Below are 26,594 nucleotides of genomic sequence, written 5' to 3' on the forward strand. Positions count from 1 at the left end.
TTACATGACAGATCATGGCGCCGCTGATTTGGAGGGGAATAGAAAGAATGAAGGAAAAGAAGCGGGTCTACGAAGCTCTCGTGGACGGCGCCATGGAAGGGCTGACCGATCAGGCGCTCTACGATTTCGTCAAGGCGCGTTGTCCGAAGGCCACCAGCAGGAAGATCGTTCGGGCCTCGCTTCTCGCCCTGACCGATTCTCACCTGAAGGACCGCAATATTCTCGACGTGATCTACGCGCTCGCGATCAAGCATCGGCTGGATGACGGCGTGCTGGACGACGGCGAAGGCGAGGGACCTGACGAGCAGCCTCAATCCTCGCAGGCGGCAAACCAGAACATTCCCCAGCTTTCCTGATGCAGATCATCTGAAACGCGACGCCTGCTCTCCCGGAATGGTCAGCTGGCGTCCGAAAGCTCTTCGAGGATCGGACAGTCCGGCCTGTCGTTGCCGTGACAGGCATGCACGAGATGCTCGAGCGTGCGGCGCAGTTCCGTCAGTTCGCGGATCTTGCGGTCGATCTCGGCAAGTTTGGTCTCAGCAATATCCTTGACGTCGGCGCTCGCCCGATCCTTGTCTTCGTAGAGCGCCAGCAATTGCCGGCATTCCTCGACGGAAAAGCCGAGGCCGCGCGAGCGCTGCAGGAAGCGCAGCTTGTGGATGTCGGTTGCGGCATAGTCGCGATAGCCGTTTCCGCCCCTTTCGGGGTGGATGAGACCGATATCCTCGTAGTAGCGGATGGTCTTCGAAGGCAGGCCGGACCGTTCCGATGCTTCGCCGATATTCATCGCCATCTCCTATAGTTTCGCAAAACGCAGTCTCAGCGCATTTGATATCACCGAGACGGACGACAGGCTCATGGCCGCCGCTGCGATCATCGGCGACAGCAGCAGCCCGAAGATCGGGTAGAGCACACCGGCCGCGACCGGCACGCCGAGCGCATTATAGCCGAAGGCGAAACCGAGATTCTGGCGGATGTTTCGCATGGTCGCCTCCGCCAGCCGCCGCGCCCTGACAATGCCGGTGAGGTCGCCCTTCACCAATGTGATGCCGGCGCTTTCCATGGCGACGTCGGCGCCGGTACCCATGGCGATGCCGACATCGGCGGCGGCAAGCGCCGGCGCGTCGTTGACGCCGTCACCGGCCATGGCGATGATGGCGCCCTTGGTACGCAACTCGTCGATCAGCGCCTTCTTGCCTTCTGGAAGCACGTCGGCGCGCACCTCGTCGATGCCGAGGCTTTTTGCCACCGCACGCGCCGTCCGCTCGTTGTCGCCTGTCGCCATGATGATCTTCAACCCGCTGTCGTGCAGCGCCTTGATGGCGGCTGCTGTCGTCGGCTTGATTCGGTCGGCGACGGCGACAAGACCGGCAAGCGCACCGTCGAACACCACGAACATCACTGTCTTGCCGTCACCGCGCAGGGCTTCGGTCTTCTCGGCAAGTGCGGCTGGGTCAATGCTGAGATCGGCGAGCATCGCCGCATTGCCGAGCGCCACCGTGGTGCCGTCGGCAAGGCCCTGAACGCCCTTGCCGGTCTTTGCCTCGAAACCGCTGACCTCGACGAAGGAGACGCCACGCTCCTCGGCGCCGGAAACGATCGCTTCGGCCAGCGGATGTTCGGAGCTGCGCTCCAGGCTTGCCGCCAGCGACAGCAGCCTGTTTTCGCCGACACCGCCGAAGGCGACGACATCGGTAAGCTTCGGCTTGCCTTCAGTCAGTGTGCCGGTCTTGTCGACGATCAGCGTGTCGACCCTGGAAAAACGCTCCAGCGCTTCGGCGTCCTTGATCAGCACACCTTCCTGAGCGCCGCGCCCGGTCGCAATCATGATCGACATCGGCGTCGCAAGGCCGAGTGCACAGGGGCAGGCGATGATGAGAACGGCGACGGCGGCAAGCAGTGCATTCGCCATGCGTGGCTCCGGCCCGATCGCTGCCCAGACGAGGAAGGCAAGGATGGCGGCGGCGACCACCGCCGGCACGAAGACGGCCGAGACCCGATCGACCGCACCCTGGATCGGCGCTCGCGAGCGTTGCGCCTTGGCGACCATATCGACGATACGCGACAGCACCGTGTCTGCGCCCACCTTCTCGGCGGCCATGACGAGGCTGCCGTTCTTGTTGATCGTGCCGCCGGTCAGGCTATCGCCCTTTGATTTCTCTACGGGCAGCGGTTCGCCCGATATCATCGATTCATCGACGGTGGACTGGCCTTCGAGGACGGAGCCATCCACCGGCACCCGCTCGCCGGGGCGCACGCGGAGGCGATCACCAGGCTGGATATCGTCCACCGGCACGTCGTTTTCGCTGCCCTCGGCATCGATGCGCCGCGCAGTCTTCGGCGCAAGGTCGAGCAAAGCGCGGATTGCCGAGCCGGTGCGTTCGCGCGCTTTCAATTCCAGTACCTGACCGACGAAGACCAGCGCGACGATAACGGCTGCCGCCTCGAAATAGACCGGCACGGCATCGCCATGGCCTCGGAAGCTCATCGGGAAGATGCCGGGCGCGAGCGTGGCGACGACGCTGTAGACATAGGCGGTGCCGACGCCGAGACCGATCAGTGTCCACATGTTCGGGCTGCGGTTGACGAGGGACGCCCATGCGCGGCGGAAGAAGGGGAGGGCGGCCCAGAGCACCACCGGCGTTGCCAGCAGCAGTTCGATGATGGTCGCCTGCGGCTCGCCGAGCGCTTCGCGGAACGGCAGGCCGAGCATCGGCCCCATGCCGAGCGCCAGCAACGGTATGGCGAGAATGGCGCTCACCCAAAGCCGCCTGATGAAATCGACGAGTTCCGGGTTCGTGCCTTCGCCATCAGGCGGAATGCCCATCGGCTCCAGCGCCATGCCGCATTTCGGGCAGTCGCCGGGACGATCGCTGACGACTTCAGGATGCATCGGGCAGGTATAAAGCGTACCCTTCGGCGCCGGCTTTGCCGCGGGGCGCTTGCCGTCACGATAGGCTGCGGGATCGGTTTCGAACTTCGTTTGGCAAGCGGCCGAACAGAAATAGAATTTCTCACCGTCGACTTTCAGAAAGTGTTTCGCCGTCGAGCGATCGACGGTCATGCCGCAGACGGGGTCCTTCGCGGTCAGGTAATCCTCAGGTGCCGCCGCAAATTTCGTTCGGCAGCCCTCGGAGCAGAAATGATAGGTGCGGCCGTCATGATCGAGCGAAGGCTTGCCGGCCTGCGGATCGACGATCATGCCGCAGACAGGATCACGGATCACCGCCTCGGCAAGCTTCTCCTGATCATGACCGGAGCAGCAATGATTATCCCCATTGGCGTGGCCGTGATGGTGATCGTGTTTAGTATCCATGACTATCTCCTATACCCCGAAGGGCCGTTGGATACGGCTTATCCACCTTCCAGTGACTGGAAGGTCAAGCACTATTTTCATGGAGTCGATTTTTGTGACGGCTGATCGTCAGATCGGGGTGATCAGCCCGACCGGCTGGCTCCCGAGCAGAGCGGCGACTGAAATGCTACCCCCGGGCTCGATTGTCTTTCCGGTCAGCAGATCGGCCTTCAGACCGTGAAGCGGGGAGGGGACGGCGATTGCCGTATCCTCCCAGAATTCCGGGCCGGCAAAGAGCACGCCCGGATCGAGCCAGCCGAACATCAGCCGCGGCGCGGCGATGATCGTGAAATCACCCTGATGCACCCGGGCAAAAGCAAGCACATGGTCGCGCCGGTTGCCCGTTACCTTCAGCGGCAGATAATCGCCTCCAGCAAAGAGGCCCGCGTGCCGCTGGCGCAGCTGCAGGCCGATCCCGACGATGCGCTGCTTCAACGCCGCCGCCTGCAGCTTGGCGATCGGTCCGGCTTCATCAAGCCAAGCCGTCAGCCGGTCATGATCGACCGGCCGGCGGTTGTCGGGGTCGACGAGGCTGAAATCAAAGCCCTCCGCACCCTGATAGATATCGGGAATGCCGGGAGCCGTCAGCTTGAGCAGCGTCTGCGACAGGCTGTTGAGGTAGCCCGCCGCGATGAAGGGCTGCAGCACCCTTTCGAAATCCTCGAGAAAGGCGTCATTATCGGGCGAAACCAGTGCCGCGGCATAGGCCGCGACCGCTTCCTCGTAAGCGGCATTCTGTTCCATCCAGTTGCTGCGAAGTTTCGCCTCGCGCACGGCCTTGACCGCGTAGTCGGTGAAGCGTTCGCGGAGTTCTTCCGTCCGTCCTCTGTCGAGATCTTCCGGCCAGATGCCGGCCAGCGCCTGATAGAGCATCCATTCGACATTCGGTTCCGGCGCTGCGCCATCCGGCAGATCCTTTAGCCACGGCCGGTTCATCTCGCGCCACCGCTCGACCGCCTGTGCAAAAACATCCGCGCCCTCGCTCAGCGCATAAAGCCTTGCACGCGCATCCTCGCCGCGTTTGGTGTCGTGGGTGGCGCTTGCCGAAAGCCCATGCGGCTGCAGCCGCGCCCGCTCGGCCATGCGACGGTGGAATTCCTCCGGGCCGCCGGGCGTCTTGCCCGGTTCGCCGCCAACTTCGTTTGCGGCAAGCAGCCTGTTATAGCGGTAGAACAGCGTATCCTCGGTCGCCTTGGCCATGACAGGGCCGCTCAATTGTTGGAAGCGGATGCGGAATTCATGAGCGGCATCACCTTCGACCTTGCCTTCGAGAAGTGTCAGCACATGATCGCATGCGCGTCGATCATCAAGCCGTGCCATGGCTTGCGATGCGGTCGCGGCAAGCACCGCCGAATCCTGCCAGCTGAGGGGACCGCCGTCGCCATAGGTGCGGTAGACGGGAAAGGCGATCAGCAGTTCGTTGAGCGCAGTGGCGATCTCGTCTCTTTTTGCTGCGGGAAAGATGCCGGCTGCGATCGACACCAGCCTGTCGGTCTCGCCGGCAAAATTGCGTTCGACCATCAGTCGCTTGGCAATCCGCCGGCCCTCCTCGATATTACCCGTCTCGCCGGCGATGCTGCGATAGGCATCGTCCAATATGCGCAGACCGCCGCCGTCGATGAACAGCTCGCCCAGTGCGGCGATGAATTCATATCCCGTGGTGCCGGCAACCGGCCAGCTCTCCGGCAGGACCTCGCCGGCGCCAAGGATCTTTTCCACGACGATATAGGTGTCCGGTCCGACCGCCTCCCGCAACCTGTCGAGATAGGCCTTGGGTTCGGCGAGCCCGTCGACATGGTCAATGCGCAGGCCCTGCACCTTGCCTTGGCGCACGAGCTCGATGGCCAGCCGGTGCATGTCCTCGAACACAGGGGGATCTTCGACGCGGGTGCCGACCAGTCCGGTCACCTCGAAAAAGCGGCGATAGCTCAGATGTCGTGCCGCGTCCTTCCAATGGGTTAGCCGCCAATGCTGTCCCTCATGCAGACTTCTTACGAAATCGCGATCGGCCGAGACGTCATCGAGCTTTTGCTGAAGGACTGCCCGATCGCCGCCTTCGAAGAGAAAATCGCGCATGGCGCGGTTGAAGTCCTCGCCGGAGGTTGCGACCGCAGCCTCCGCCATTCTCGTGGCAACCGGATCGTCGAGCCGGTTTGCGATCGCTCCGTAACTTACGGGGTTCAGCGGCAACAGCGTCTCGAAATAACCGAACGCGAAGTTGCCATGCGTTTCGTCGAGCGCGATGCGCAGTTCGCCGCCGGCGAGCGCCCCATCGAAGTCTTGGCCGAGCTGCGGCAGGGTCAGCGGCTCGCTCCAGTCGATGTCGAAGTGGCGGGAATAGGCGCTCTGCCGGCCAAATGCCAGCACGTCGCGCCACCAGCCGTTTTCCGGCGAGGCTGCCATATGGTTCGGCACGATATCGAGGATCAACCTCATGCCCGCCGAGGCGAGGCTTTCCGTCAGCCGGTCGAATCCTGCCCGGCCGCCGAGCGCCGGGTCGATGTCATTGGCGTCGATGACGTCATAACCGTGGGTCGAGCCGCTGACGGCGGTGAAAATCGGAGAGGCGTAGAGGTGGCTGATGCCGAGCGTCTTGAGGTAGGGGACGAGGTCGCAGGCGCGATCGAAGGTCATGCCGTTGCGGAATTGTATCCGGTAGGTCGCTGTCGGAAGTGTCATGGGGCCGTCTGACGTTGGAAGGAGATTGTCCCCAACGGTTGCAGCGCGGCTTTTGTTCCCTTACCGCGCGGCGTGTCTTTTCAGACGTGCAAAGAATGATGCGCTAGTCGATGAAAACGCCGACACTTGCGGCGCGTCCGGCCGAGTCGATGACCGTCAGTTTTGAGTAGCCGCCGCCATCCGGTAGCCATTGCTGGGTGCGCCGGCGTGAGAGATCGGGCAGCGGCTTGCCGTTGGCAAGCCAGCGGAAGGGCGCGCGGCCGCCCTGCAGCTTCAGCATCAGCGGCGACAGGTCGCCCCTCTTTGCGCCGAGTTCGACATGGGCGCCCTCGGGCGGATAGATGATCTGCGGCGCGGCCTCACGGCCGGAGGCGACGAGCAGTCCGCTGGCATTGAGGGCGAAACGCCGCTGACTGATCGGCAGCTCGGACTGGGCGATGCGCACGGCGCCTGCAGGCGGGCGGGGCAGCGGCGTCGTCGCAATGCCCGACTTGGCGAAACCTTCAAAGAGAATAGGCGCGGCGGTACCATAGCCGGTCAATCCCGGCACGGCGCTATTGTCTGGCCGCCCGACCCAGACGCCGAGCACATAGCGCCCGTCATAGCCGACCGACCAGGCGTCGCGATAGCCGTAGCTGGTGCCGGTCTTGTAGGCGATGCCGCGCTGTGGCGCGCCGGCGGGCGGAATGACGCCGAAGAGAATATCGGCGACGTTCCAGACCGCGGCCGGCTCCAGCAGCGGTTCGCCGTCGAGCTTGCCCGGGGTGCCGGTGACGCCGTCGCCGAGCCTAACCGGCTGGCCGCGATTGGCGAGCGCCGTATAAAGTTGCACCAGATCCTTCAGCGTGATGCCGACGCCGCCAAGACCGATTGCCAATCCCGGCGTCTCATTCGGCGGCAGGACCGGGCGTACCTCAGCGCGGCGGAAGCGTACCATCAGCCGCGACGGCCCGACGGCATCGAGCAGCTTGATGGCCGGCACGTTCAACGAAAGCTGCAGCGCCTCGCGCACGGTGACGTCGCCCTGATAGCTCATGTCGAAATTGCGCGGCCGGTAGCCGAAGAAATCGGCGGGCCGGTCTTCGATGATCGTCTCCTGCGACACCAGGCCCTGCTCGAAAGCGAGGCCATAGATGAAGGGCTTCAGCGTCGAGCCCGGCGAGCGGTTGACGCGCGTCATGTCGATCCAGCCGGAGCGGCTGGCGTCGAAATAGTCGGCCGAGCCGACTTCGCCGACGATCGCGCCGGTTTGCGCGTCCGCCATCACCATGGCGAGCGAAAGCTTCGGGCCGAGCTTCATGGCCGCTGCCCGGGCGACCGCCTCCAGCCCCTGCTGCACCAGCTTCTTCAGCGTCGTCTGATGCTTGAGAACCGTCGGCTCCTTGCGAAGTGCGGCTTCGGCCACATGGGCGGCAAGGGCGGGCAACTGCACGCGTCGCGGCGGGACCGCGACGCCTTCTGCGCGCTCGGCTTCGCCGTCGCCGACGGCTTCGGCGACCGCCACTCGGTCAAGCACGCGTTTGCGCGCCGCCTCGGCTGCCTTGAGATTGCGGTCCGGCCGGCGCCGTTCCGGCAATTGCGGCAAGGCGACGAGCAGCGCCGCCTCGGCGACCGTCAGGCGCCGCGGTTCCTTGCCGAAATAGGCAAGGCTTGCGGCGCGCACGCCTTCCAGATTGCCGCCATAGGGCGCATGCGTCAGATAAAGGTCGAGGATATCTTCCTTCGACAGCCGCCGTTCGATCTGCACGGCGCGCACCAATTGCAAGAGCTTTGCCGAAAGCGAGCGTCCTTCGCGCGGCTCGATCAGCCGCGCCACCTGCATCGACAGCGTCGAGGCGCCGGAAACGATGCGGCCGTTGCCGACCAATTGCATGGCGGCACGTCCGAGCGCCCAGGGGTCGATGCCGCCGTGGTCGTAGTAACGCCGGTCCTCATAGGCGATCAGCATGCGCAGGAATTGCGGATCGACGTCGGGGACCGTCGTCTTCAGCCGCCAGCGGCCTTCCGATGTCGCAAAGGCACGCAGCAATTGCCCATCGGCATCCAGCACTTCGGCGGATACGGCATTCGCCTTATCCAATGGCGGCGGGTAGGCCTTGTCGGCGGCATCGAGCGCAAAGAGAACCGCGCCGGCAAGAAGGATGCCGGCAGCCGATCCGATCGCGAACTTGTACCGCCGCCTCATGGTTGCGCCGTCACGACCTCCATCTTGCCTGTTGCCGTGCGGGCCGAAAGCTCCGGCCGGTACATATCCTCGACGTTTGCGGCCGGATGGTCGTAGGTGCCGGGGGTGACGGCGCGCACGACATAGGCGACGTTGAATTCGCGATTGTCGCCCGCCGCACGGTTGAAGGCGGCGACGAAGCGGTCGTAGCGGAATTCGGTATGGGCGGTGGAGATCTCGCCGATCCAGTCGAAATTTGTCATCTGGGCGCTGTCGACGAGGTTAGGATTGTCGATCTCGAAGCCGGCGGGCAGAAGGTCGGTGATGACGATGCGAGACGGCCAGTCATTGGTTTCGCGCACATGGATGACGACGACGTAGCGTTCGTTCTGTTTCGCCTCGCTGACATTCGCCTGCTCGCCGTCGAGCGTGTAATAGGTCCGCTCGATGAGGAAGCCGTCGCCGCCGGCCGGCAGAGGCACTGTCGGGGCGGCAACGGTGGTGACCACAGCCGAAACCGCGTCGTTCGTCTGGTTGGTCAGCGTCAGCGGGTGGTCGGCCAGGGCGTCGCCGGTCATCCGTGCCATGTAGGCGCCGGTGTGTGCGGCGCCGTTGACATCGACCTTCAGGCCATCGTCACCGCCCTGGATGGCGCGCGCGGCAAGCAGCATCCAGGTTTCTTCCTGCGTGCTCTTGTATTTGCTGCGCTGCCATTCCTTGCCGACCGCCTTGGCGAGTTCCGGGATGACGGGCGGCACCGGCCGGCTTTCGGCGGCGAGCGCCAGGATCGCCGCGCCGTCGCGCAGGATCGTGCCGTAATCGGTGCGCGACAGGTTCACCCGCGACACCATCGACTGCTCCGACATCTGCAGCGCGTCGAGGAAAATGGTCTTCGAACGCTGCGCGTCGCCGTAAAGCGCCAGTGCGGCGGCGATATGCGCCTTGGCGAGCGGTGTCGGGAAGTCGTTGATCATCGTATCGGCATAGTAGCGCAGATCGCTGATCGCGGCCTTCTTGTTGCGCGCAAGGACGTAGATGGCATAGGCGATCTGGTCGCCCTGGCCCTTGATGTCGGTCGTGTAGGACAGCGTGTTCTGCAGGTTTTCGAGCGCCTGCACAAAGGCTCTTTCCGGCACGTCATATTTCATTTCGCGGGCCCGCGTCAGGAAATCGGTGACGTAGGAATCGAGCCAGACATCGCCTGAATCCGGTCCCCAGAGACCGAAGCTGCCGGCCGAGGCCTGATAGGAGAGCACACGGTAGATCGCATCCTGGACGCGCTTCTTCACATCATCATCGTTTGCCATGCCGGCCTGCTTCGCCACCTCGGCGAGGTAGAGCAGCGGCAGCGCCCGACTGGTGGTCTGCTCGGCGCAGCCGAGGGGATAGCGGTCGAGCGTCATCAGGAGTGCCGGGATATCGAAGGCGGCCGAACGGGTGACGTTGACGCTGATCGAGGCGCCGGGCAGCACGCTGTCGGCAAGCAGGTTCTTGTCGACGGTGAGCTTTGCCCCCGGCTTCAGCGCCAGCACCCTGCGTTCGGTGATCGGCAAGGAGGCCGGGCGCACCGGCAGGTCGACAGTCTGGTCGAGCGAAAGGCCGGAGGCGTCGGAGAGGTTGATTGAGACGCTGCCGGCGCCCGGCTGTTTGCCGATAAGCGAAAGCGTCAGCTCGGATTTCGCGCCGGCCTCGAGACGGATCGTCTGCGAGGCGGATGCCTGCTCGATGCCGACCGCGTCATTGCCGGTCAGCTGCAGTTTATAGTCGCCGGCCGGCGCATCGGTATTGGCGATGTCGAGGCGCAGATTGGCTTTGTCGCCAGGCGAGAGGAACTTCGGCAGACTTGCGGTCACCACGACGGGATCGCGGATGATGACATCCTTGACGCCGTGGCCGACGCCTGATTTCGACCAGGCGACCGCCATGACGCGCGCCGTGCCGTTGAACTGCGGGATGTCGAAGGAGACATTGGCCTTGCCTTCGGCGTCGAGCTTCACCGGCCCGGAGAAGAAGGCGACGAGCTTCTGCGTCGGCGGGCTTGCCTGCAGCGCGATGGCGCCGCCATCGCCGCCGGTCCGAAGCTTGCCGGTCGCACCCAGCGAGCCGTCGATCAGGCGGCCATAGAGGTCGCGGATCTCAAGACCGAGCTGGCGCTGGCCGAAATACCAGTCCTCCGGGTTCGGCGGTTCGTAGCGCGTCAGGTTGAGAATGCCGACATCGACGGCGGCAACCGTCACATAGGCATCCTCGTTGGCGCCGGCGCCCGCCACCTGCAGGCCGATATTCAACGGTCCGCGCGGCAGCATCTTTTCGGGCGTGTCGAGCGTTACCTGCAGTGCGCGCTGTTCGGGGTCGACCTTCACCCATTTGATGCCGATCGAGCGCATCGGCATATGGCTGTCCTGGGCGTCGCCGGGACGGAAGAGCGTGGCTGTGACATAAGCGCCGGCACCCCAATCAGCCGTGACGGGGATGTCGACCTCGCCGCCGGTCTCGCCGATCGTGGCGTTCTGTACGGCAACCAGCTTTTCAGTTCCTGATACCACCATCAGCTCGCCGCCGTAGCGCGAGGTGATTTTCAGCCTGGCGGTTTCGCCGATCTTGTAGCTGTCCTTGTCGAGGGCAATCTCCAGCCCGTCGGGCGTTTCGGTCGAGGTCGAGCTCACGAACCAGCCGGCGTCGAATTCGACGCTAGAGGTCGGGCCGTCGGCATCGGGGCTTTCCACTTCGAGGCGATAGCGGCCCCAGCTCACCGGCACGGAAATCTTGCCACCGTCCATGGTCGCGTCGACGCTGCCGTTGGAGACCTGCTCGGCGGTGTAGACCGGCTCGTATTTCCATGCCGTTCCCTCGCGATACCACTGGTATTGCCGGTTGAGGCTATAGAATTTCCAGCGCAGGCCCTTTGCCTCCTGCTTCTGTCCGTCGGCATTGACGCCGATCACTGTGAAGTTGGCGATCGAGTTCTCCGGCAACTCGTCGGAAAATTCCGGCTTGATGCCGATCGATGCGCGCTCGTTCTTCACCGGAATGGTCAAGGATCGCTCGATGGCGCGGCCGCCCGCCTCCTGCATGCGCATATAGACGGTGGCGTTCAGCAGTTGCGTCGTTGCCGGCAGTTCGCTGATGGTGAGATCCGTCGAGGCTTCGCCGTTCTCGTCGAGCTCCGGCAGGCCGTCTATCGGCTGGCGCGAATCCTCGCTCGCCTCTTCGTCGGCAAGCCCGAAGAAGAAGCCCTTATAGGCCGCACTCTCGCGCGTCGGCTTGACGACGACGTCGCCTTCGAGCGTCAGGCCGGCGGCCGGGGCGCCGTAGAGATATTTGCCCGAGATGGTGATCGTCGCCGGCGTGTCCGGACCGACTTCCTTGGCCTCGGTTTTGATCTCCATGTCGGTGCGATCGGGCACGAAATCGTCGACGAGGAAACTCTTGGTGGTGATCGCGCTGCCCTTGGGATCGGTATAGATGTTCATCGTCCAGGTGCCGCGCATGGCGTTTTCCTGGGTCGGGAAATCGACGGTATAGCCGCCGAGATTGCTGGTCTGGCTGACGATCCGCCGGTCCTCGACACCGTCGGGGCGGCTGAAGATGAAGGTGAGCGGCAGGTTCTCGATGGCGTTGCCATCGGTGTCGCGGGCGAGCGCCTGGGCATGCACCGTCTCGCCGGCGCGGTAGATGCCGCGTTCGGTAAACGTCAGTACGTCGATCGCGCCGGGTGCCGCGCGGCCCGTCACGCCGCGGTCGGAAAGGTCGAAGCCGGCACGCGTCATGTCGAGGAAGACGTAGTCCGAGGTCCCGTTCCTGGCGGCAATGACGGCGGGCGTTAGCGCCGCCGTACCGCGGATCAGGCCGGCAGTGAAGGTGGCGCGGCCGTTTTCGTCGGTCGTCGCGGTGCCGAGCACTTCATTGTTCTTGGCAAGCAGCTGCAGCTCGACGCCTGATATCGGCTTGGCCGAGGCGAGCGAGCGGGTAAAGACGTTGAGCCCGTCCGTGCCGGCATAGGTGGTGACGCCGATATCGGAGACCAGGAACCATTGCGTCGCCTGCGAATTCCACTCCTGCGCCGGGCCGTTTGCCGCCGTTGCGGTCATCACATAGATGCCGGGCTTGCGCTCGGGCAGCGCCTCGTCGACCGGGAAGCTGGTGACGATGTCCTTGTTGAGTTCGTTGGCGATGTCGATCGAGCCCTGCCAGACAAGTTCGCCGCTCTGATCCTGGATGTTCTGGGCGCTGTAGCCGTCGAGCTGGCTCAGGAACTGCGAATTGGTCAGCAGCGGTGCAATGGCGCGATCGCCGATGCGGTAGAGTTTCAGGTTGGCCGAGGTCATGTTGACCGAAACGATCGGGATGCCGCGGCGCGCCGTCGACGGCAGCACGAAGCTGTCGCCGGTGAAGCGCACCATCTGGCTGCGGTCCTTGATATAAACGTCGATGCTGACAGGTGCTTCCAGCACCTCGTCGACTGATGACGGCAGGCCGGTGCGCAAGCCGATCTTATAGGTCTGGCCATGCGTCAGCCCCTCGACGCAGATCTGCTTGTCCTTGGTTTCCAGCGCCTTCGGCGCTTCGCCGTTCAGCGTCACGAAGGGCGTGTAGTCGGTGGTCTTGACGAGCGCTTCCGAGAAGGTGACGCAGGCACGCGGCGTGGCGCTGTCGGCATCGACCGTGTGTTCGGTGATGCGGAAGCCCTGCGTCGATTTCAGCTGCAGGTAGGCCGCCTGCACATCCTTGGCACCGACAAGCGCCAGGCTCGCCTTGTAGGCGTCGAGCGCCGGGCGGTAATTGGCGTTTCGTTCCAGTGCATTGGCGAGTACGGCGAGCGCCTCGGCACGCTTGGCGGTGGTGCGTGTCAGCTCGTAACCGTTCAGCGCGTCGACCACCGCTTGTCCCGTCGTGCTGCTCTCGGCGCTGCCGAGCGACGCTGCGGCGCGGGCGGTTTCGAGCCAGAGATCGGCGTCGTCAGGTGTGATCGACAGTGCACCATGGAAGGACTTCAGCGCGTCGGCCAGGTTGTTGGCGGTGAGGTCGAGGCGGGCGTTGGCCGTCAGGCTGTCGACGCCCTGGCCCTGCTGGTCGTCGGCGAGGGTGAGATTGTCCTTGAAGTCGTGGGCCTGCTGGATGAGATCGTTGCTCAGGAAGGTCAGGCGCGGCGCCGCGCCGATATCCCGCTCCTGCTGGCCGGCGGTTTCGACGATCTTGCCGGCGATAGCGCCGGGGAAGGCGTTCATCGTCTTGAAATCGGATTTCAGGAAGCACCATTTCACCTTGGGATTGTAGGTGAAGGCCTTGCAGCTCTTGTCGCCGATGCAAGAGGTCTTGCACTGATCGAGCGAGACGTTCTGCTCGGTGCGAAGATCGAAGCCGAAGAAATCGGCGTCCTTGATCGTCTGGATGTCGCGCTTGGTATCCGCAGCGGCTGCGGGAAAACTGACGGCGATCATGGAAAATGCGATTGTCGCGAAAGCAAAGAACGAGCGCACGGACATAGGTTCCCCCCGGAATGCTGGCTCTGACCGGCCGGCACTGTCCTCACTCCTCGCGAAATTGTCAACTCAAGTTGAGCGCTGTTTCATCTTCACACAGGCGCTTTCGTCTGGCTGTCACATCGGCGTGAGTGACCGCCTTGTGATTTGCGACTTTTGCCAGGATGAGCAAGGATTTGAGCCGTCGCAGGAGGTAGCGCCATGTCTCCGTCTTCCCACCGCAGGAGCCTTGCCGCGCTCCTTGCAGCCGCTCTTCTCTCGCTCGGTACGGGTGCCGCGGGCGCGGCCGAGGATGCTGTCGTCATCCCGCCGCCAGCCGTCGACGAGGCGGCCGGCCCGGGCACCGAGACGGCCATTTTCGCCGGCGGCTGTTTCTGGGGTGTCCAGGGCGTCTTCCAGCACGTGAAGGGTGTCGAGAGCGCCGTCTCCGGTTATGCCGGCGGCGACGCCAAAACGGCGCAATACGAAACCGTCAGCACCGGCTCGACGGGCCATGCCGAAGCAGTCCAGGTGAAATTCGATCCGAAACAGGTCACCTACGGCAAGTTGCTGCAGATCTTCTTCTCGGTGGCGCACAACCCGACGCAGCTGAATTTTCAGGGTCCGGACCGGGGAACGCAGTACCGGTCGGCGCTGTTCGTTGTCGATCCAGAGCAGCGCAAGGTCGCCGAGAGCTATATCAGCCAGCTCGACAAGGCGCGTGTCTTCCCGCGGCCGATCGTCACCAAAGTGTCTGAAACCACAGGCTTCTATCCGGCCGAAGCCTATCACCAGGATTTCCTTACGCTCAATCCGACCTATCCCTATATCGTCTACAACGACCTGCCGAAAATTGAGAACCTGAAGTCGCTATTTCCCGCCGACTACCGCGACAAACCGGTCCTGGTGATGAAGACCAAGAGCTTATGATGCCGACAGCTTAGAGCGATAGATCAGGGCACAATTTCTATGGGTGTATGGTTGGGGACGCGGGCCCAAATATCGCGCATTTCCGAGTTGGTGACTGCGATTCACCCGTCCGTCCAATCCCACAGTTGATGGGCGTTTCCGACTAGGCCCCAACCGTTGGGCAGCCCGTGGATCATGATATTGCCGCCGGGAGGAAAGCCACCGGCTTCAGCGTTGCGCCGATCATCGGGGCTTGGATATGAGATGTGCAGGCTCAGATGCGCCATGGACTGTGGATTTCGCCAGTCTATTTCATAACGCCCTTCAGGTGTTTTCTCGTCGCCTTCCCGTTGCTTGGGACCCTCATCGGCAGCCGTCCCAAGAGAAATCCGATATGTAGAGATGGGAGCATCGCCTCTCAGAAGGACCATGCGACGTTCGGCTTTATAAACACGAATGAGGTCAGCCCGTTGCTCCAACGGCGCATCTGGAGGCGGGGAGCCTGAGCCGACCTTGGCCATCAATTTCGTGTAAACGAACACGCTGATGATCACGGCGGCTAATACGATAAATTTGTTTCTCAATATGATTCTCATCTTTAGCTAACGGAAGGGTTATACTGCCCGATCGCCCCCTCATCCAGAAGGCGCACACTTGAGATCGACCACGTCCGGCGCCTCTTTTTTGCTTCAAATTCGTCAATTTAGGAATTTATCAACGTTAACAATATCTTAAATATAGAAATCGGCGTTCCATCCCGGAACATATTGTTGAGTTGACCGTTACCACCTTGAGTTTCGCGTGGGATAGGCTGCCGGAGCGGATCCCTCCTTAGAAGTACAGGCGTAACCAAGGGGACGTATCATGGCCACCAATGTCGTGCGGCGCTGGCAACGAGATGATCTCATGAAACAGAGAGTATTGATCGTCGAAGATGAATTCCTGATCGCCCTGGATCTCGAGGCGACGGTGGAAGGCATGGGCATGCAGGTCGCGGGCCTTGCGAATGATCGCGAACAGGCGTTGCGGCTGGCGCCGCTTGCCGATATTGCTTTCGTCGACGTCAATCTCGCCGACGGGCCGACCGGGCCTGAGATCGGCCGACGGTTGGCGCAGGAGCATGGCATTGCGGTCGTCTTCATGACCGGCAATCCCGAGATGGTTGCCGATGGCGTCAAGGGCGCGGTCGGCGTGGTCCAGAAGCCGGTCATGCCTTCGGTTGTCGAACAGCTGGTGAAATATCTTGCCGCGCGCCGTGTCGGCATGTTCGCGGTCGTACCCTCACAAATGACGGTCTTTGCCTGATCGGATGGGCCTGACCGGAAGCGTCTGATCAGCCGGATATGGCTGCGAGCTGCGGCGGATGGCCGGCCTTTTCCGCCGGCCTGCCATAGGCCTTGAGGAAGGTACGGACAGCGTTGCGCGCCGCCTTTTCCAGTTCTTCATCGGTGGGCGTGCCGCCGAGAAGGATCTTCATCTGCAGATCGGCATTGCCGAGCGCCACGAACTGCCTCGCGGCGACGTCGAAATCGTCGATGGCGAGCGCTCCCTTATGAGCAAGCCGCCCGAAAAGAGCTGACAGTGCGGTGGTCAGCTTGCCCGGCCCCTGTTGGCGCCAGCTTTCGAAGAGGTGCGGATATCGCTCGCCTTCGGTCTGCACCAACTTGCGCAGGAATTTTCCGTCGTGGTTGCAGATGCAGTTCTTGTTGAGGCGCACGGCGAAGGCCGTCAGCTCGTCCTCCAGATTGTCGGCCCGGTCCGGGAAGGTCGACAGCACGGAGAAGAGCATGGCGTTGGCGCGGTTCATGACGTCTTCGACGACGGCGACGAACAGCGTTTCCTTCTCGCGGTAGTGATTATAGATCGTCTGGCGGGAGACACAGGCGACGGCGGCGATCTCGTCGATGCTGGCGCCGGCAAAACCCTGGCGGCAGAATACGTCAGCCGCGGCATCGAGGATCGACATGCGCTTGGCGCATTGTCCGCGCTGCGTATGCCCCGTCATCTGGACTGCCGGTGTCATGCGATCTTTCATGACAGCGAAGATAAGACGTCTTGACGTTTTAGACAATGGCGTCTAATTTTACATCTGTGTCCAAATTTGTTGACACTCCTGGTTCCGCCGCTGAGATATGAGCTCCCAACTTCGTCTTCGCGCGAACGATCATCATTGAACCCGCGCATCGGCCGGAGAATCGGAACCGATTTTCGGAAAGCACGATGCGTAGATTTAAAGTTAGAGCGTCCTTTGTGCGTCCGAGAGGACGCAATGCCGCGGAGCGACGATACGATATTTCCGCTGCGCTTTTATGAAAGATCACCATTATGACGGCTCCCTTCTTTCGCATTGCCCTCATTCTCGGCCTTCTGTCGGCCATCGGGCCCTTTGCCATCGACATGTATCTGCCTGCGCTGCCGTCCATTGGACAGGACCTGCATGCCGATAACAACGTCACCCAGCTCACCCTTCTCGCCTTCTTCATCTCATTTGCGCTCGCCCAGTTGGTCTATGGTCCGCTGTCGGATATGTGGGGCCGCAAGCTGCCGCTCTATCTGGGCATCGGCCTTTTTTCCGTCGCCTCAATCGGCTGCGCGCTGGCGACCGATATCGAAACGCTGATCGCCTTCCGTTTCGTTCAGGGTATCGGCGGTGCCGCCGGCATGGTCATTCCGCGCGCCATCGTCCGCGACATGCACACCGGCGTGCAGGCCGCCCGCCTGATGTCGCTGCTGATGTTGGTCTTTTCGATCTCGCCGATCCTGGCGCCGCTGACGGGCAGCGCCGTCATCGAGTTCTACGGCTGGCGCGGCGTATTCTGGGCCGTGACGATCGCAGCCTTCATCGGCCTCGTCCTGCTCGCCACCCAGCTTGACGAAACCCGTTCACCGGCCGAACGCAGCGGCAGCGGTCTGAAGAGCGCCATGGCGGCCTACCGCCTGCTGCTAACCGACCGCAACTTCCTGACGCTGACCTTCATCGGCGGCCTCGGCATTTCGAGCTTCCTGGTCTATCTCGCCAACTCCCCCTTCGTGCTGATCCAGCATTACGGGCTGACGCCGACGCAATACAGTTTCGCCTTCTCGATCAATGCCGTGTCCTTCTTCGCGGTATCGCAGGCGACGGGTTGGCTCGGCCAGCGTTTCGGCCTCGTGCGCGTCATGCGGATTGCGGTCAGCGCTTTTGCCCTTGCCATGGTCGTCATGGCGGTGGTGATGGCCGCCGGCTTCAACCAGCTGCCTGTCCTGGCGACTTTCCTGTTCATCGGCTACGGCTTCCTCGGCCTCGTCATCCCGACGAGCGCGGTGCTCGCGCTCGAGGATCACGGCGAGATCGCCGGCACCGCCTCGTCGCTGATGGGCACGCTGCATTTCGTGATCGCCGCCGTCGCCATGGTCATATCGAGCGTCTTCTTCGACGGCACAGCCGTTCCGATGGCGGCTGGCATCGCGCTCTGCGCCTTCTCGGCCTTCGTACTGACCCAGGCAACGATCGGCCGCCGCGCCGCCGTCGCCGCCGCTGAATGATCAAAGACCGTACCCGGCTTCGGGTACGGTCGCATCATCAGGGTTGCGGCTGCGAAAAAATGCCGCGTACAATTGAATATCGGCTGGCCGCGCTATTTACCCGATCCCCAAGCATGGTCATACCGGAGAATACTAATGGTCGACGAGAAGCGGCTGATCTCGAAAATCACCTGGAAGCTGATGCCGTTTCTCGGCATCCTTTATCTCATCGCTTATATCGATCGGCAGAACGTCAGTTTCGCCAAGCTGCAGATGGTCGATGCTCTCGGAATGAGCGAATATGCCTATGGTCTCGGCGCATCGCTCTTCTTCATCGGCTACTTTCTCTTCGAGGTGCCGAGCAACCTTTTCCTCGACAGGCTCGGCGCCCGTGTCTGGTTCGCGCGCATCCTGGTCTCCTGGGGCATCGTCACCGTCGCGCTCGCCTTCACGCAGAACGCGACGATGTTCTATATCCTGCGCTTTCTGCTCGGTGTCTGCGAAGCCGGCTTCTTTCCCGGCGTGCTCTATCTGCTGACGCTGTGGTTTCCCTCGACCTATCGCGGCAGGATGGTCGGGCTGTTCATGATCTTCAGCGCCGTCGCCAATGCCGTCGGTGCGCCGCTCGGCGGCGTGCTGCTCGATCTCGACGGTCTCTACGGCTTTGCCGGCTGGGAGTGGGTCTTTCTAGCGACGGGCGTTCCGGCTGTGATCGCTGGCATCGTCACCTTCTTCTATCTTCCCGGCCGGCCTGAACATGCAAGCTTCCTGAACGGCGAGGAGAAGCAGTGGCTCGAACGAAGACTCACTTCCGAAAATGCCGGCATGGGCGAGAATGCCGGCAACGGCTTCAAAGCACTCATCGACCCGCGTGTCCTGCTGATGGCGCTCTGCTATATTGCCTTTCCGCTTTCGGCCTATGGCCTCAGCTATTGGCTGCCGACCATCGTCAAGGCTTTCGGCGTCAGCAACACGGTGAACGGTTTTCTCAACATCATTCCCTGGGTGCTGGTCGCGGTCGCGCTCTATGCCGTTCCCGCCATGGCCGACAAGGCGCAATCGAAGACATCCTATATCGTCATTCCGGCTTTTATCGGTGCCGCCTGCCTCCTGCTCTCGGCGCTGATCCCGAACCACACTTTGCAATTCGCCTTCCTCTGCGTCGCCGCTGCCGGGATCTTCGCGCCCCAACCGGTGTTCTGGAGCCTGCCCTCCCGTTTCCTCAAGGGCGCGGGGGCTGCGGCCGGCCTTGCCGCCATCAATTCGGTCGGAAATCTCGGTGGTTTCGTCGCCCAGAACGTCGTGCCTTGGATCAAGGAAGTAAGCGGCAGCACGATCGCGCCGATGTTCTTCCTCGCCGCCTGCCTTGCAGCCGGAGCCCTCTTGGTCTTCGTCGTCACGCGTCAGCTCTCGCACAGGGAGCATTCGGCGGCTCCGAGCCGGGTCTGATGCAGACGCCCAAACGTATCTACCCGACGGCTTCAGGGCGTCAGCGTGAAAGCGTCGCTTTCGCCGGGAACGAGTTCCAGCGGCCAGATCCTGTTGCGGGCGCCCTGCGGATAGTGATCGGCATAGGCCGGCATGGTGGCGAGCAGGGTTTCGCCGAGTTGCGCGCCGAGATCGCGTAGCGACATGCGGAAGGAGGTCAGCGTCGGCTGCAGGAAATGCGTGCGCGGCTCCTCGCGAAAACCGACGACGGCGAGATCGCGGCCGGGCACGATGCCGGCCTCGGCAAGCCGTCGGTAAAGCCCGATCGCCATCAGTTCGTGGATCAGAATGATCGCGGTCGGCCGCTGCTCGATCATCAGCAATTCGTGGCCGGCCTGATAACCACCCTGTTCGCTCGACTTAACACGGATGACGAGGGCCGGATCGAAGGGGATACCGTGCCGTTGCAGCGCCTGGCGGTAGGCGTCGAGGAAGAGGTAGCCGAGATTGATGTCGGAGGAGGGGACAGCCACGGCGATCCGTCGGTGGCCTTTGGCGACCAAGCGGTCGACGCCGCGCGCCGCCACGCCCTCGAAATCGAGGTCCATCCAGGTGTGGCTGCCGCCCGACGCGCTGCGGCCGAGCGCCACGAAGGGAATGCTGGCTTTTTCCAGGAGCTCGATACGCCTATCGGTGCGTCGTGTCGCCGAGATGATCAGCGCGTCGACAAGCCGGCGCGCCACCATACGCTTCAGATATTCATGCGGATCCTCGTCATCGGGGCAGGGCAGCATGACGAGATCGAGCTTGTGGCGGGAAAAGACGCTCTGCAGCCCGTCGGTGACGCCAAGAAAGAAGTCGTCGCTGTTTTCGACCGTCTCGCGGCTCACCTCGAGCATCAGCCCGATGACGTTGGTCATGCCCTGGCGAAGGCTGCGGCCCGATTGGTTGGCGACGTAACCGAGCTCTTCGGCGGCGGCGAGCACGCGCCGGCGCGTTTCGTCGTTGACGTCGGGCTTGCCATTCAGTGCACGGGACACCGTTCCGATCGAAATGTCGAGATGCTCGGCGAGCTGGCGGATTCCCTTCATCTCAGGCGATGTTCCTCCCCATGCATGTCGCCCAAAAGTGTGCAGCGGTTTTGGGATAACGACATGCGTCAAATAAACAGTCAGCCCTTCTTGCCACAGGATGGAGCCTGCGAAAAGCCGTGGGGGAGGGTCAGGGCCTGAAGCTCTGGCGGATGAGGAGCTCCGGAATGACGCGTTCGTAGCCCGGAGGCAAGCCCGGGTTTTCAAGCCGCCGCTCCATCAGCTCGACGGCGCGCTGCGCCATGGTCAGCGGATCCTGGCGGAAGGTGGTGAGACTGTAGCTCAGCCACGAGGATTCCGGCACGTCGTCGAAGCCGATGACGGCGACATCCTCGGGAATGCGCAGTCGCGTTTCCAGGCGCACGACATCCATCAGTCCGAAGGCGATCTGGTCGTTGGCGCAGAAGACGGCGTCGGGCTTTATTGTCTGCGAGAAAAGCGCGCGTGCGGCAGTGACGCCGCCGTCATAGTCGGAATCGCCGCCGCGTCCGACGACGACGGATACACCGAGCGATTCGGCTGTCGACAGAAAGGCGCTTTCGCGCTCGATGATGGAAGGCGTTCCGGTGTTGGAGCCGATGACCGCCAGCCGCCGTCTGCCGCTTTCGTAAAAGGCCGTCGCCGCCTTGCGGGATGCCTCGGAGTTGCCGGCGCGCACATGGTCGGCGTCGGGTTCCGAACGGCCGATCACCACGAGCGGCTGGCCATTTCGCTGTGCGAGCTCGAAGAAACTCGCCGGCGGCGAGCCGGACAGGATGATGATCGCCTCGGCACGGTGACCAATCAGCATCTTCTGGGCGGCAAGCAGCTCGTCTTCCGTCTGGCCGGTATTGATGAGAATCGGGATGCTGCCGCGTTTGATCAGGCATTTGGCAAGCGCTGCGGCCAGATGCGCGCGAAAACCCACTTCCGGCCGGGTCGCGACGATGCCGACCAGGCGGCTCTGATTGGCAAGCACGCCGCGCGCCAGGTCGTTGACATGGTAGCCGAGCTCTTGCGCCGCCTGCAGCACCTTTTCGCGCGTTGCAGGCGCCACGCTGGTGCCCGGCGTGAAGGTACGCGAGACGGCGGAGCGCGAAACGCCCGCCAATTGCGCCACCTGCTCGGCGCTGACGAAGCGCATGCGTTCTTTCTTTGGCGTCTTGCCGCCGTTCACTGGACCATCATTCATCGGCTTTCAGCTATTGCTCGTCTCTAACAGCCGGATGACAGGCGGCCGATGCCGCCGGAATTTTTTGCTATGGGGAGTAACTGCGAACTAACTGCATTGGCCCGAGGCGGGACAAGGGTGTCACAAAGAAAAACCGAGGCTGCCGATTGCAGCCTCGGTTGATGGGCGAAAATCAACGGCGGCGACGAATGATCAGATCACGCGCCGCCATAGGAAGGTCAGGTCTACTCGCAGACCCGCACGGTTTCGATATGATAGCCGCCGTCATAGCGGTTGCGGACATCGCGGTCCTCATACCAGCATCTCGGCGCGGGTTCGACATAACGCGGACCAACGACGTAGCGAGGGCCGCTATTGGCGATCGCGCCACCGATCAGACCGCCGACGACGCCTGCGGCAACGCCGCCGGCGATGGCCCGGCCGGTGTCATCATGGTAATGGCGATCACGCGCGGCAGCGGGCTGAAGGACCGATCCAACAAGGGCCGTTGCGATCAACAGGCTGCTAATAACTCTCTTCATAACATTCTCCTCAGTGGCACTCGTCCCCCGATAGGAAATAAATGCGGCAGCAAGGCGTTTGTTCGTTCAAACTTTGCGACAGGCATTAATGCATGTCTTGAGACTAGAGCACCGTGCGTCCTCACGGACGCACACAGGTCGCTCTAACACTTTCAATCCTCGCATCGTGCTTTCCGAAAATCGGAATCAATTTTCGGAAAGCACGATGGGCTAGGTCGCCGAGTCCGCAGCCGTCGTCTCTTCCAGCACGTCTTCGGGAATGTCGTCGAAGGAGGAGTAGTTCAGATTGTAGAGCTTGGAATAGAGCTTGCCGTTCTTCATCAGCTGGTGGTGATTACCGCTTTCGATGATTTCGCCGTTCTGCAGCACGATGATGCGGTCCGCCTCGCGGATGGTCGCAAGCCGATGGGCGATGACGAGGCCGGTGCGGTTTTCGAGCAGCTTCACCAGCGCCTTCTGGATCAGCATCTCGGTATAGCTGTCGATATTGGCCGTCGCTTCGTCGAGCACGAGGATCTTCGCGTCCGCCACCAATGCGCGGGCAAAGCTCAAAAGTTGGCGCTGGCCGAGCGAAAGGTTGCCGCCGCGCTCGCCGAGAACGCTGTCGTAACCATCGGGCAGGCGCATCACGAAGTCATGCGCGCCGACGGCCTTTGCCGCCTCGATCACCTGTTCGCGCGTCGCCTCCAGCTTGTGGTAGCGGATGTTTTCGAAGACGGTGCCGGTAAAGAGGAAGGGTTCCTGCAGCACCATGGCGATCTGCGCTCCGAGCGAATCCTGCGTCAGATCACGCACATCGTCGCCGCCGACCAGCACCTGGCCCTGCTGCACGTCGTAGAAGCGATGGATCAGCGACATGCAGCTCGATTTGCCGGACCCCGTCGGCCCGACCAGCGCCACCGTCTCGCCGGGATTGACCTTGAAGCTGACGTGCTTCAGCACCGGATGTTTCGGATTGTAGCCGAAGACGACGTCCTTGAATTCCACCGATCCGTCCATGTCGCGCGACAAGGCTTTGGCATCGGGCGCGTCCTTGATGTCGACAGGCACATCGAGCACTTCGGTCAGCCGCTGGCCCGACGCCATGGCGCGCTGCATCACCGAATATTGCAGGGTCAGCGACCGGATCGGGTCGAAGAAGCGCTGGATGTAGAACAGGAAGGCGACGAGCACGCCGACATCGAGCGCCTGATTGAGAACGCGGGCGCCGCCGACGACGATGACGAGCGCCATCGCCACGCCGGTCAGGCTGTCGACGATCGGCACCATCACCTGCGCGTAGCGCGCCGCCGTCAGATGCGTCTTGAGGTTGGCATGCGCCTTGTCGTCGTAAAGCGTGAAGTTGACGCCCTGCCTGTCCATGCTCTGGACGGCACGCACGCCGTGGATCGCTTCTGCAAGCGCACCATTCGCGACCGAATTGGTCTCGTGCGCGGCCATGAAGGATTTGCGCGCCAGCGGCAGCCAGAACAGCCGGACGATGAACAGCACCGGCAGCACCGAGAGCGTCAGCAGCCCCAATTTGAAATCGAGGTAGAGCATCACGAAGACGATGCCGAAGAGCAGCACGATGTCGCCGACTGACAGCACCGAGGTTTCGAGGAATTCCTGCATCGAGTTGACGTCGCCCTGCAAGCGCGACATCAGCCGGCCTACTTCGGTCTTGTCCATGAAGGACAGCGAGACGCGCTGGAGATGCGAAAACATCGCCTTGCGGATATCGAAGAGCACGTCTTCTGCCACGCCGCCGACCAACGTCTCCTGCGCGTAGCTTGCCGCATAGTTGATTGATATGGCGATGGTAAAGGCGACGATCGACCACACCAGGGCCGAATGGTTGCCGCCCGGCGACATGCCGTGGTCGATGGCATAGCGGATGATCAGCGGGATGGTGAGCTGCATCATCGTGAAAGTCAAAACCGCGACGACCGACCACAGGACCTGGCGGCGATAGGGGTGAACGAAAACCCAGATGCGCTTGACGATATTGCCGTCGAAAGCCTTGCCGAACATCTCCTCCTCGACGCGATGCGAGCCGACCACCGCCCGCGGCGGGCGGCGTCCATCCTCGCGAACGTCGGGACGCTCGGTTTCCAGTTCCTCGGCCATGCCATTCCTCCCGCGGCCATCACGTCCGGTGGCCTGCACATTCAGTACTTGTCCTCTCTTCTCCCCAGCGGGGAGAAGGTGCCCGAAGGGCGGATGAGGGGGCCACACGGCACACCCTTATTTGCCCATCGCTTCCGGTCGGGGCACTCGTCGCTGCCGCTCCTCGCCCCCTCATCGCCTCGCTTTGCTCGGCACTTCTCCCGCTGGGGAGAAGAGGGAGTAGGTCGCTAAGCACTCAAGACCTCGTCGCCCGGCCGCACTTGCAGGTCGTAGAGCGCCTTGTAGCGCCCGCCGAGCGAAAGCAGCGCCTCATGCGTTCCGCGCTCGACGATCCGGCCGTCTTCGACGAACAGGATCTGGTCGGCATGCATCAGCGAACTCAGCCGGTGGGCGACGATGATCGTCACGCGGTCGGCGGCATAGCGGCGCATGGCGCCGCGGATGCGCTGTTCGGTGGCCGCATCGATTGCCGCCGTCGAATCGTCGAACACCATCACCGCCGGTTTCAGCATCAGCGCGCGGGCGATCGAAAGACGCTGCCGCTGGCCGCCGGACAGCGAAACGCCGCGCTCGCCGACGACGGTGCCGTAACCTATGGGAAGGCCGAGCACGTAATTGTGCAACTGGGCGCTTTCACTGGCGCGTTCGATGCGGCCTTCCTTCGCCCATGGGTCGCCATAGGCGATGTTGTTCTCGATCGTCGTCGTGAACAGGAAGGAATCCTGCTGCACGACGGCAACCGCCCGGCGCAGTGATTGCAGCGTCGCCTTGCGGATGTCCTGGCCGTCGATGGTGATCCTGCCGCCGCTGACGTCGTAAAAGCGGGGAATGAGATGGGCGATCGTCGACTTGCCACTGCCCGGAGGCCCGACGATGCCGATCGTCTGGCCGCGCCTGGCTTCGAAGGAGACATCGTCGAGCACGATGCGCTTTTCCGAACCCGGATAGGCGAAGCTGACATTTTCGAAGCGTAGCACGCCTTCCGTGAGGTTCAGCTCTCTCGCATCCGGCGCATCCTTGATCGCGATGTCGAGGTCGAGAAGGGCGAAGAGGCGTGAGCCGCAGGTGGAGGCGCGGGCAAAGGCATTGACCATCAGGCCGAGCTGGCGCACCGGCATCTGCAGGATGGTCATGAAGGTCAGGAACGAGGCCAGCGTGCCGACGGTGATTTCGCCCGACATCACCTTGCCGCCGCCGACCCAGAGCACCAGGCCCATCGCCGCGAAGAAGGAGAAGGTCATAGCGCTGGTGTTGGTAACGCGGATGCCGACGCGCTGATGGGCGAGCGCGAGCGCGCTCTTCGACGCCGCCTCGAATTTCGAGATCTCGTGTGCGTGGGCGGCAAAGGCGCGCACGACGCGGATGCCGCCGAGATTTTCCTCCATGATGCGGGTCAGCACCGAAAGCCGCTCCTGCAGGTCGAGCCAGGTGGCGCGAAGCCTGAGCTGCGTCACCGACGAGCGCCAGCCGACGAAGGGCACGAAACTCAGCGCCAGGAGACCGAGCACGATATCGGTCGATAGCAGCATATAGGCGCCGATGCCGATCAGGATCGACAGCAGGATCATCCGGACGAGTGCAGTGGAAAAATACATGCGCACGCCTTCGAGATCGAGCAGGCCGACGGTGATCAGGTCGCCGGAATGCACGGTGTCATGAAAGCTGAAAGAGAGCCGCTGGATCTTTTCGTAGCAGGCCAGCCGCAACTCGTAGCCGATGTGATGGCCGACGGCTTCGCTGTAATAGTTCTGCACCATGGTGAAGAGGCCGCGCAGCACGCTGGCGCCGAGCAGCAGCAGCGCCGTGGTCAGAAGCGCGTCCTGTGCCGCCTGGCCCGCCGCACCGCCGCTCATCGCCATCTGCGTGTGGTCGACGGCCTGGCCGAGAAGGCGGGGGATCATCAGCTGGAAGGTGGAGGCAACAAGCGTGGCACCGATCGCAAAGCCGGATTGCCAGGGGTGGCGCAAGGCCATCATGGTGATACGCACCAAGGTGAAGAGACCTCGGCCCCAGCCTGCCGCAGTTGCAAGCGCCATCGAAGCCGAAGGCTTCGTCGCGCGTATTAACGCATCGCTGCTCACGGTATTTTTTCCAATAGATGTGTGGTCGGACGCTGGCCCGAAAAGACGGCAAATCCATGAAGGGATTGATAGCACCTTCACTTTTGCCGATTCCATTTGAGGGTTCAAGTAAAGAATTCA

The 26,594-nt window shown here is 62.6% G+C and carries 16 protein-coding genes and 1 pseudogene; 5 read left to right on the top strand and 12 right to left on the bottom strand.

Annotation, left to right across the window (positions count from 1 at the left end; translation table 11 throughout):
• Positions 1-47: 47 nt before the first annotated feature.
• Positions 48-356, top strand: a complete 309-nt coding sequence (locus V8P77_RS08795) for a hypothetical protein (RefSeq protein ID WP_077979976.1) — start codon at positions 48-50, stop codon at positions 354-356.
• Positions 357-397: 41 nt separating this feature from the next.
• Here V8P77_RS08795 and cueR read toward each other — a convergent pair whose 3' ends face one another.
• The 5 genes from cueR to V8P77_RS08820 form a co-directional block, all read right to left on the bottom strand.
• Complete coding sequence (gene cueR / locus V8P77_RS08800) at positions 398-787, bottom strand: Cu(I)-responsive transcriptional regulator (protein ID WP_335911825.1); 390 nt, start codon at positions 785-787, stop codon at positions 398-400.
• A 9-nt stretch (positions 788-796) separates the two neighbouring features.
• A complete protein-coding gene (locus V8P77_RS08805) occupies positions 797-3,316 on the bottom strand; it encodes a heavy metal translocating P-type ATPase (protein WP_335911826.1) in 2,520 nt (839 codons plus the stop codon).
• Between the two features lie 108 nt (positions 3,317-3,424).
• Entirely contained in the window at positions 3,425-6,034 is a 2,610-nt protein-coding gene (gene treY, locus V8P77_RS08810; RefSeq protein ID WP_335911828.1) for a malto-oligosyltrehalose synthase, read from the bottom strand.
• Between the two features lie 103 nt (positions 6,035-6,137).
• Complete coding sequence (gene pbpC, locus V8P77_RS08815; protein WP_335911830.1) at positions 6,138-8,219, bottom strand: penicillin-binding protein 1C; 2,082 nt, start codon at positions 8,217-8,219, stop codon at positions 6,138-6,140.
• Positions 8,216-13,684: an MG2 domain-containing protein gene (locus tag V8P77_RS08820; RefSeq protein WP_335911832.1), complete on the bottom strand. Its 5,469-nt coding sequence runs from the start codon at positions 13,682-13,684 to the stop codon at positions 8,216-8,218. Before V8P77_RS08820 ends, pbpC begins: the two co-directional genes overlap by 4 nt.
• A gap of 198 nt (positions 13,685-13,882) precedes the next feature.
• Here V8P77_RS08820 and msrA point away from each other — a divergent pair, with 198 nt between their 5' ends.
• Entirely contained in the window at positions 13,883-14,590 is a 708-nt protein-coding gene (msrA, locus tag V8P77_RS08825; RefSeq protein ID WP_335911834.1) for a peptide-methionine (S)-S-oxide reductase MsrA, read from the top strand.
• Positions 14,591-14,613: 23 nt separating this feature from the next.
• On the opposite strand, the pseudogene V8P77_RS08830 reads toward msrA, so the two are convergent.
• Positions 14,614-15,165 (bottom strand): annotated as a pseudogene (locus tag V8P77_RS08830) (L,D-transpeptidase family protein).
• A gap of 268 nt (positions 15,166-15,433) precedes the next feature.
• Here V8P77_RS08830 and V8P77_RS08835 point away from each other — a divergent pair.
• Positions 15,434-15,874, top strand: coding sequence for a response regulator (locus V8P77_RS08835; protein ID WP_105009226.1), 441 nt, complete (start codon positions 15,434-15,436; stop codon positions 15,872-15,874).
• A 28-nt stretch (positions 15,875-15,902) separates the two neighbouring features.
• Here V8P77_RS08835 and V8P77_RS08840 read toward each other — a convergent pair whose 3' ends face one another.
• The gene (locus tag V8P77_RS08840) at positions 15,903-16,640 is read right to left on the bottom strand and encodes a TetR/AcrR family transcriptional regulator (RefSeq protein WP_335911838.1); all 738 of its coding nucleotides are present in this window, start codon (positions 16,638-16,640) and stop codon (positions 15,903-15,905) included.
• 254 nt (positions 16,641-16,894) lie between these two features.
• Here V8P77_RS08840 and V8P77_RS08845 point away from each other — a divergent pair, with 254 nt between their 5' ends.
• Together V8P77_RS08845 and V8P77_RS08850 are read left to right on the top strand one after the other, a co-directional pair.
• Positions 16,895-18,094 (top strand): multidrug effflux MFS transporter, encoded by a 1,200-nt coding sequence (locus V8P77_RS08845; protein ID WP_335911839.1) that lies wholly within the window; start codon positions 16,895-16,897, stop codon positions 18,092-18,094.
• 135 nt (positions 18,095-18,229) lie between these two features.
• Positions 18,230-19,522: an MFS transporter gene (locus V8P77_RS08850; RefSeq protein WP_335911841.1), complete on the top strand. Its 1,293-nt coding sequence runs from the start codon at positions 18,230-18,232 to the stop codon at positions 19,520-19,522.
• A 32-nt stretch (positions 19,523-19,554) separates the two neighbouring features.
• Here the strand turns inward: V8P77_RS08850 and V8P77_RS08855 are convergent, their stop codons facing one another.
• The 5 genes from V8P77_RS08855 to V8P77_RS08875 form a co-directional block, all read right to left on the bottom strand.
• On the bottom strand, positions 19,555-20,592 hold the full coding sequence (locus V8P77_RS08855) for a LacI family DNA-binding transcriptional regulator (protein WP_335911842.1): 1,038 nt from the start codon (positions 20,590-20,592) through the stop codon (positions 19,555-19,557).
• A 130-nt stretch (positions 20,593-20,722) separates the two neighbouring features.
• Positions 20,723-21,763, bottom strand: coding sequence for a LacI family DNA-binding transcriptional regulator (locus V8P77_RS08860; protein WP_335911844.1), 1,041 nt, complete (start codon positions 21,761-21,763; stop codon positions 20,723-20,725).
• A 224-nt stretch (positions 21,764-21,987) separates the two neighbouring features.
• Positions 21,988-22,284, bottom strand: coding sequence for a hypothetical protein (locus V8P77_RS08865; RefSeq protein ID WP_335911846.1), 297 nt, complete (start codon positions 22,282-22,284; stop codon positions 21,988-21,990).
• A 210-nt stretch (positions 22,285-22,494) separates the two neighbouring features.
• Positions 22,495-24,393: an ABC transporter ATP-binding protein gene (locus tag V8P77_RS08870; protein ID WP_335911848.1), complete on the bottom strand. Its 1,899-nt coding sequence runs from the start codon at positions 24,391-24,393 to the stop codon at positions 22,495-22,497.
• Positions 24,394-24,620: 227 nt separating this feature from the next.
• Positions 24,621-26,582, bottom strand: a complete 1,962-nt coding sequence (locus V8P77_RS08875; protein WP_335911850.1) for an ABC transporter ATP-binding protein — start codon at positions 26,580-26,582, stop codon at positions 24,621-24,623.
• Positions 26,583-26,594 lie beyond the last annotated feature (12 nt).

Source organism: Rhizobium aouanii (assembly GCF_037002925.1).
GTDB classification, from domain to species: Bacteria; Pseudomonadota; Alphaproteobacteria; order Rhizobiales; family Rhizobiaceae; genus Rhizobium; species Rhizobium aouanii.

Bases quoted from the DNA above. Each gene is read 5' to 3' on its own strand.
- V8P77_RS08870 (WP_335911848.1), bottom strand. From the start codon at position 24,393: ATGGCCGAGGAACTGGAAACCGAGCGTCCCGACGTTCGCGAGGATGGA.
- pbpC (WP_335911830.1), bottom strand. From the start codon at position 8,219: ATGAGGCGGCGGTACAAGTTCGCGATCGGATCGGCTGCCGGCATCCTT.
- V8P77_RS08820 (WP_335911832.1), bottom strand. From the start codon at position 13,684: ATGTCCGTGCGCTCGTTCTTTGCTTTCGCGACAATCGCATTTTCCATG.
- treY (WP_335911828.1), bottom strand. From the start codon at position 6,034: ATGACACTTCCGACAGCGACCTACCGGATACAATTCCGCAACGGCATG.
- V8P77_RS08855 (WP_335911842.1), bottom strand. From the start codon at position 20,592: ATGAAGGGAATCCGCCAGCTCGCCGAGCATCTCGACATTTCGATCGGA.
- V8P77_RS08865 (WP_335911846.1), bottom strand. From the start codon at position 22,284: ATGAAGAGAGTTATTAGCAGCCTGTTGATCGCAACGGCCCTTGTTGGA.
- cueR (WP_335911825.1), bottom strand. From the start codon at position 787: ATGAATATCGGCGAAGCATCGGAACGGTCCGGCCTGCCTTCGAAGACC.
- V8P77_RS08835 (WP_105009226.1), top strand. From the start codon at position 15,434: ATGGCCACCAATGTCGTGCGGCGCTGGCAACGAGATGATCTCATGAAA.
- V8P77_RS08795 (WP_077979976.1), top strand. From the start codon at position 48: ATGAAGGAAAAGAAGCGGGTCTACGAAGCTCTCGTGGACGGCGCCATG.
- V8P77_RS08845 (WP_335911839.1), top strand. From the start codon at position 16,895: ATGACGGCTCCCTTCTTTCGCATTGCCCTCATTCTCGGCCTTCTGTCG.
- msrA (WP_335911834.1), top strand. From the start codon at position 13,883: ATGTCTCCGTCTTCCCACCGCAGGAGCCTTGCCGCGCTCCTTGCAGCC.
- V8P77_RS08805 (WP_335911826.1), bottom strand. From the start codon at position 3,316: ATGGATACTAAACACGATCACCATCACGGCCACGCCAATGGGGATAAT.
- V8P77_RS08860 (WP_335911844.1), bottom strand. From the start codon at position 21,763: ATGAATGATGGTCCAGTGAACGGCGGCAAGACGCCAAAGAAAGAACGC.
- V8P77_RS08850 (WP_335911841.1), top strand. From the start codon at position 18,230: ATGGTCGACGAGAAGCGGCTGATCTCGAAAATCACCTGGAAGCTGATG.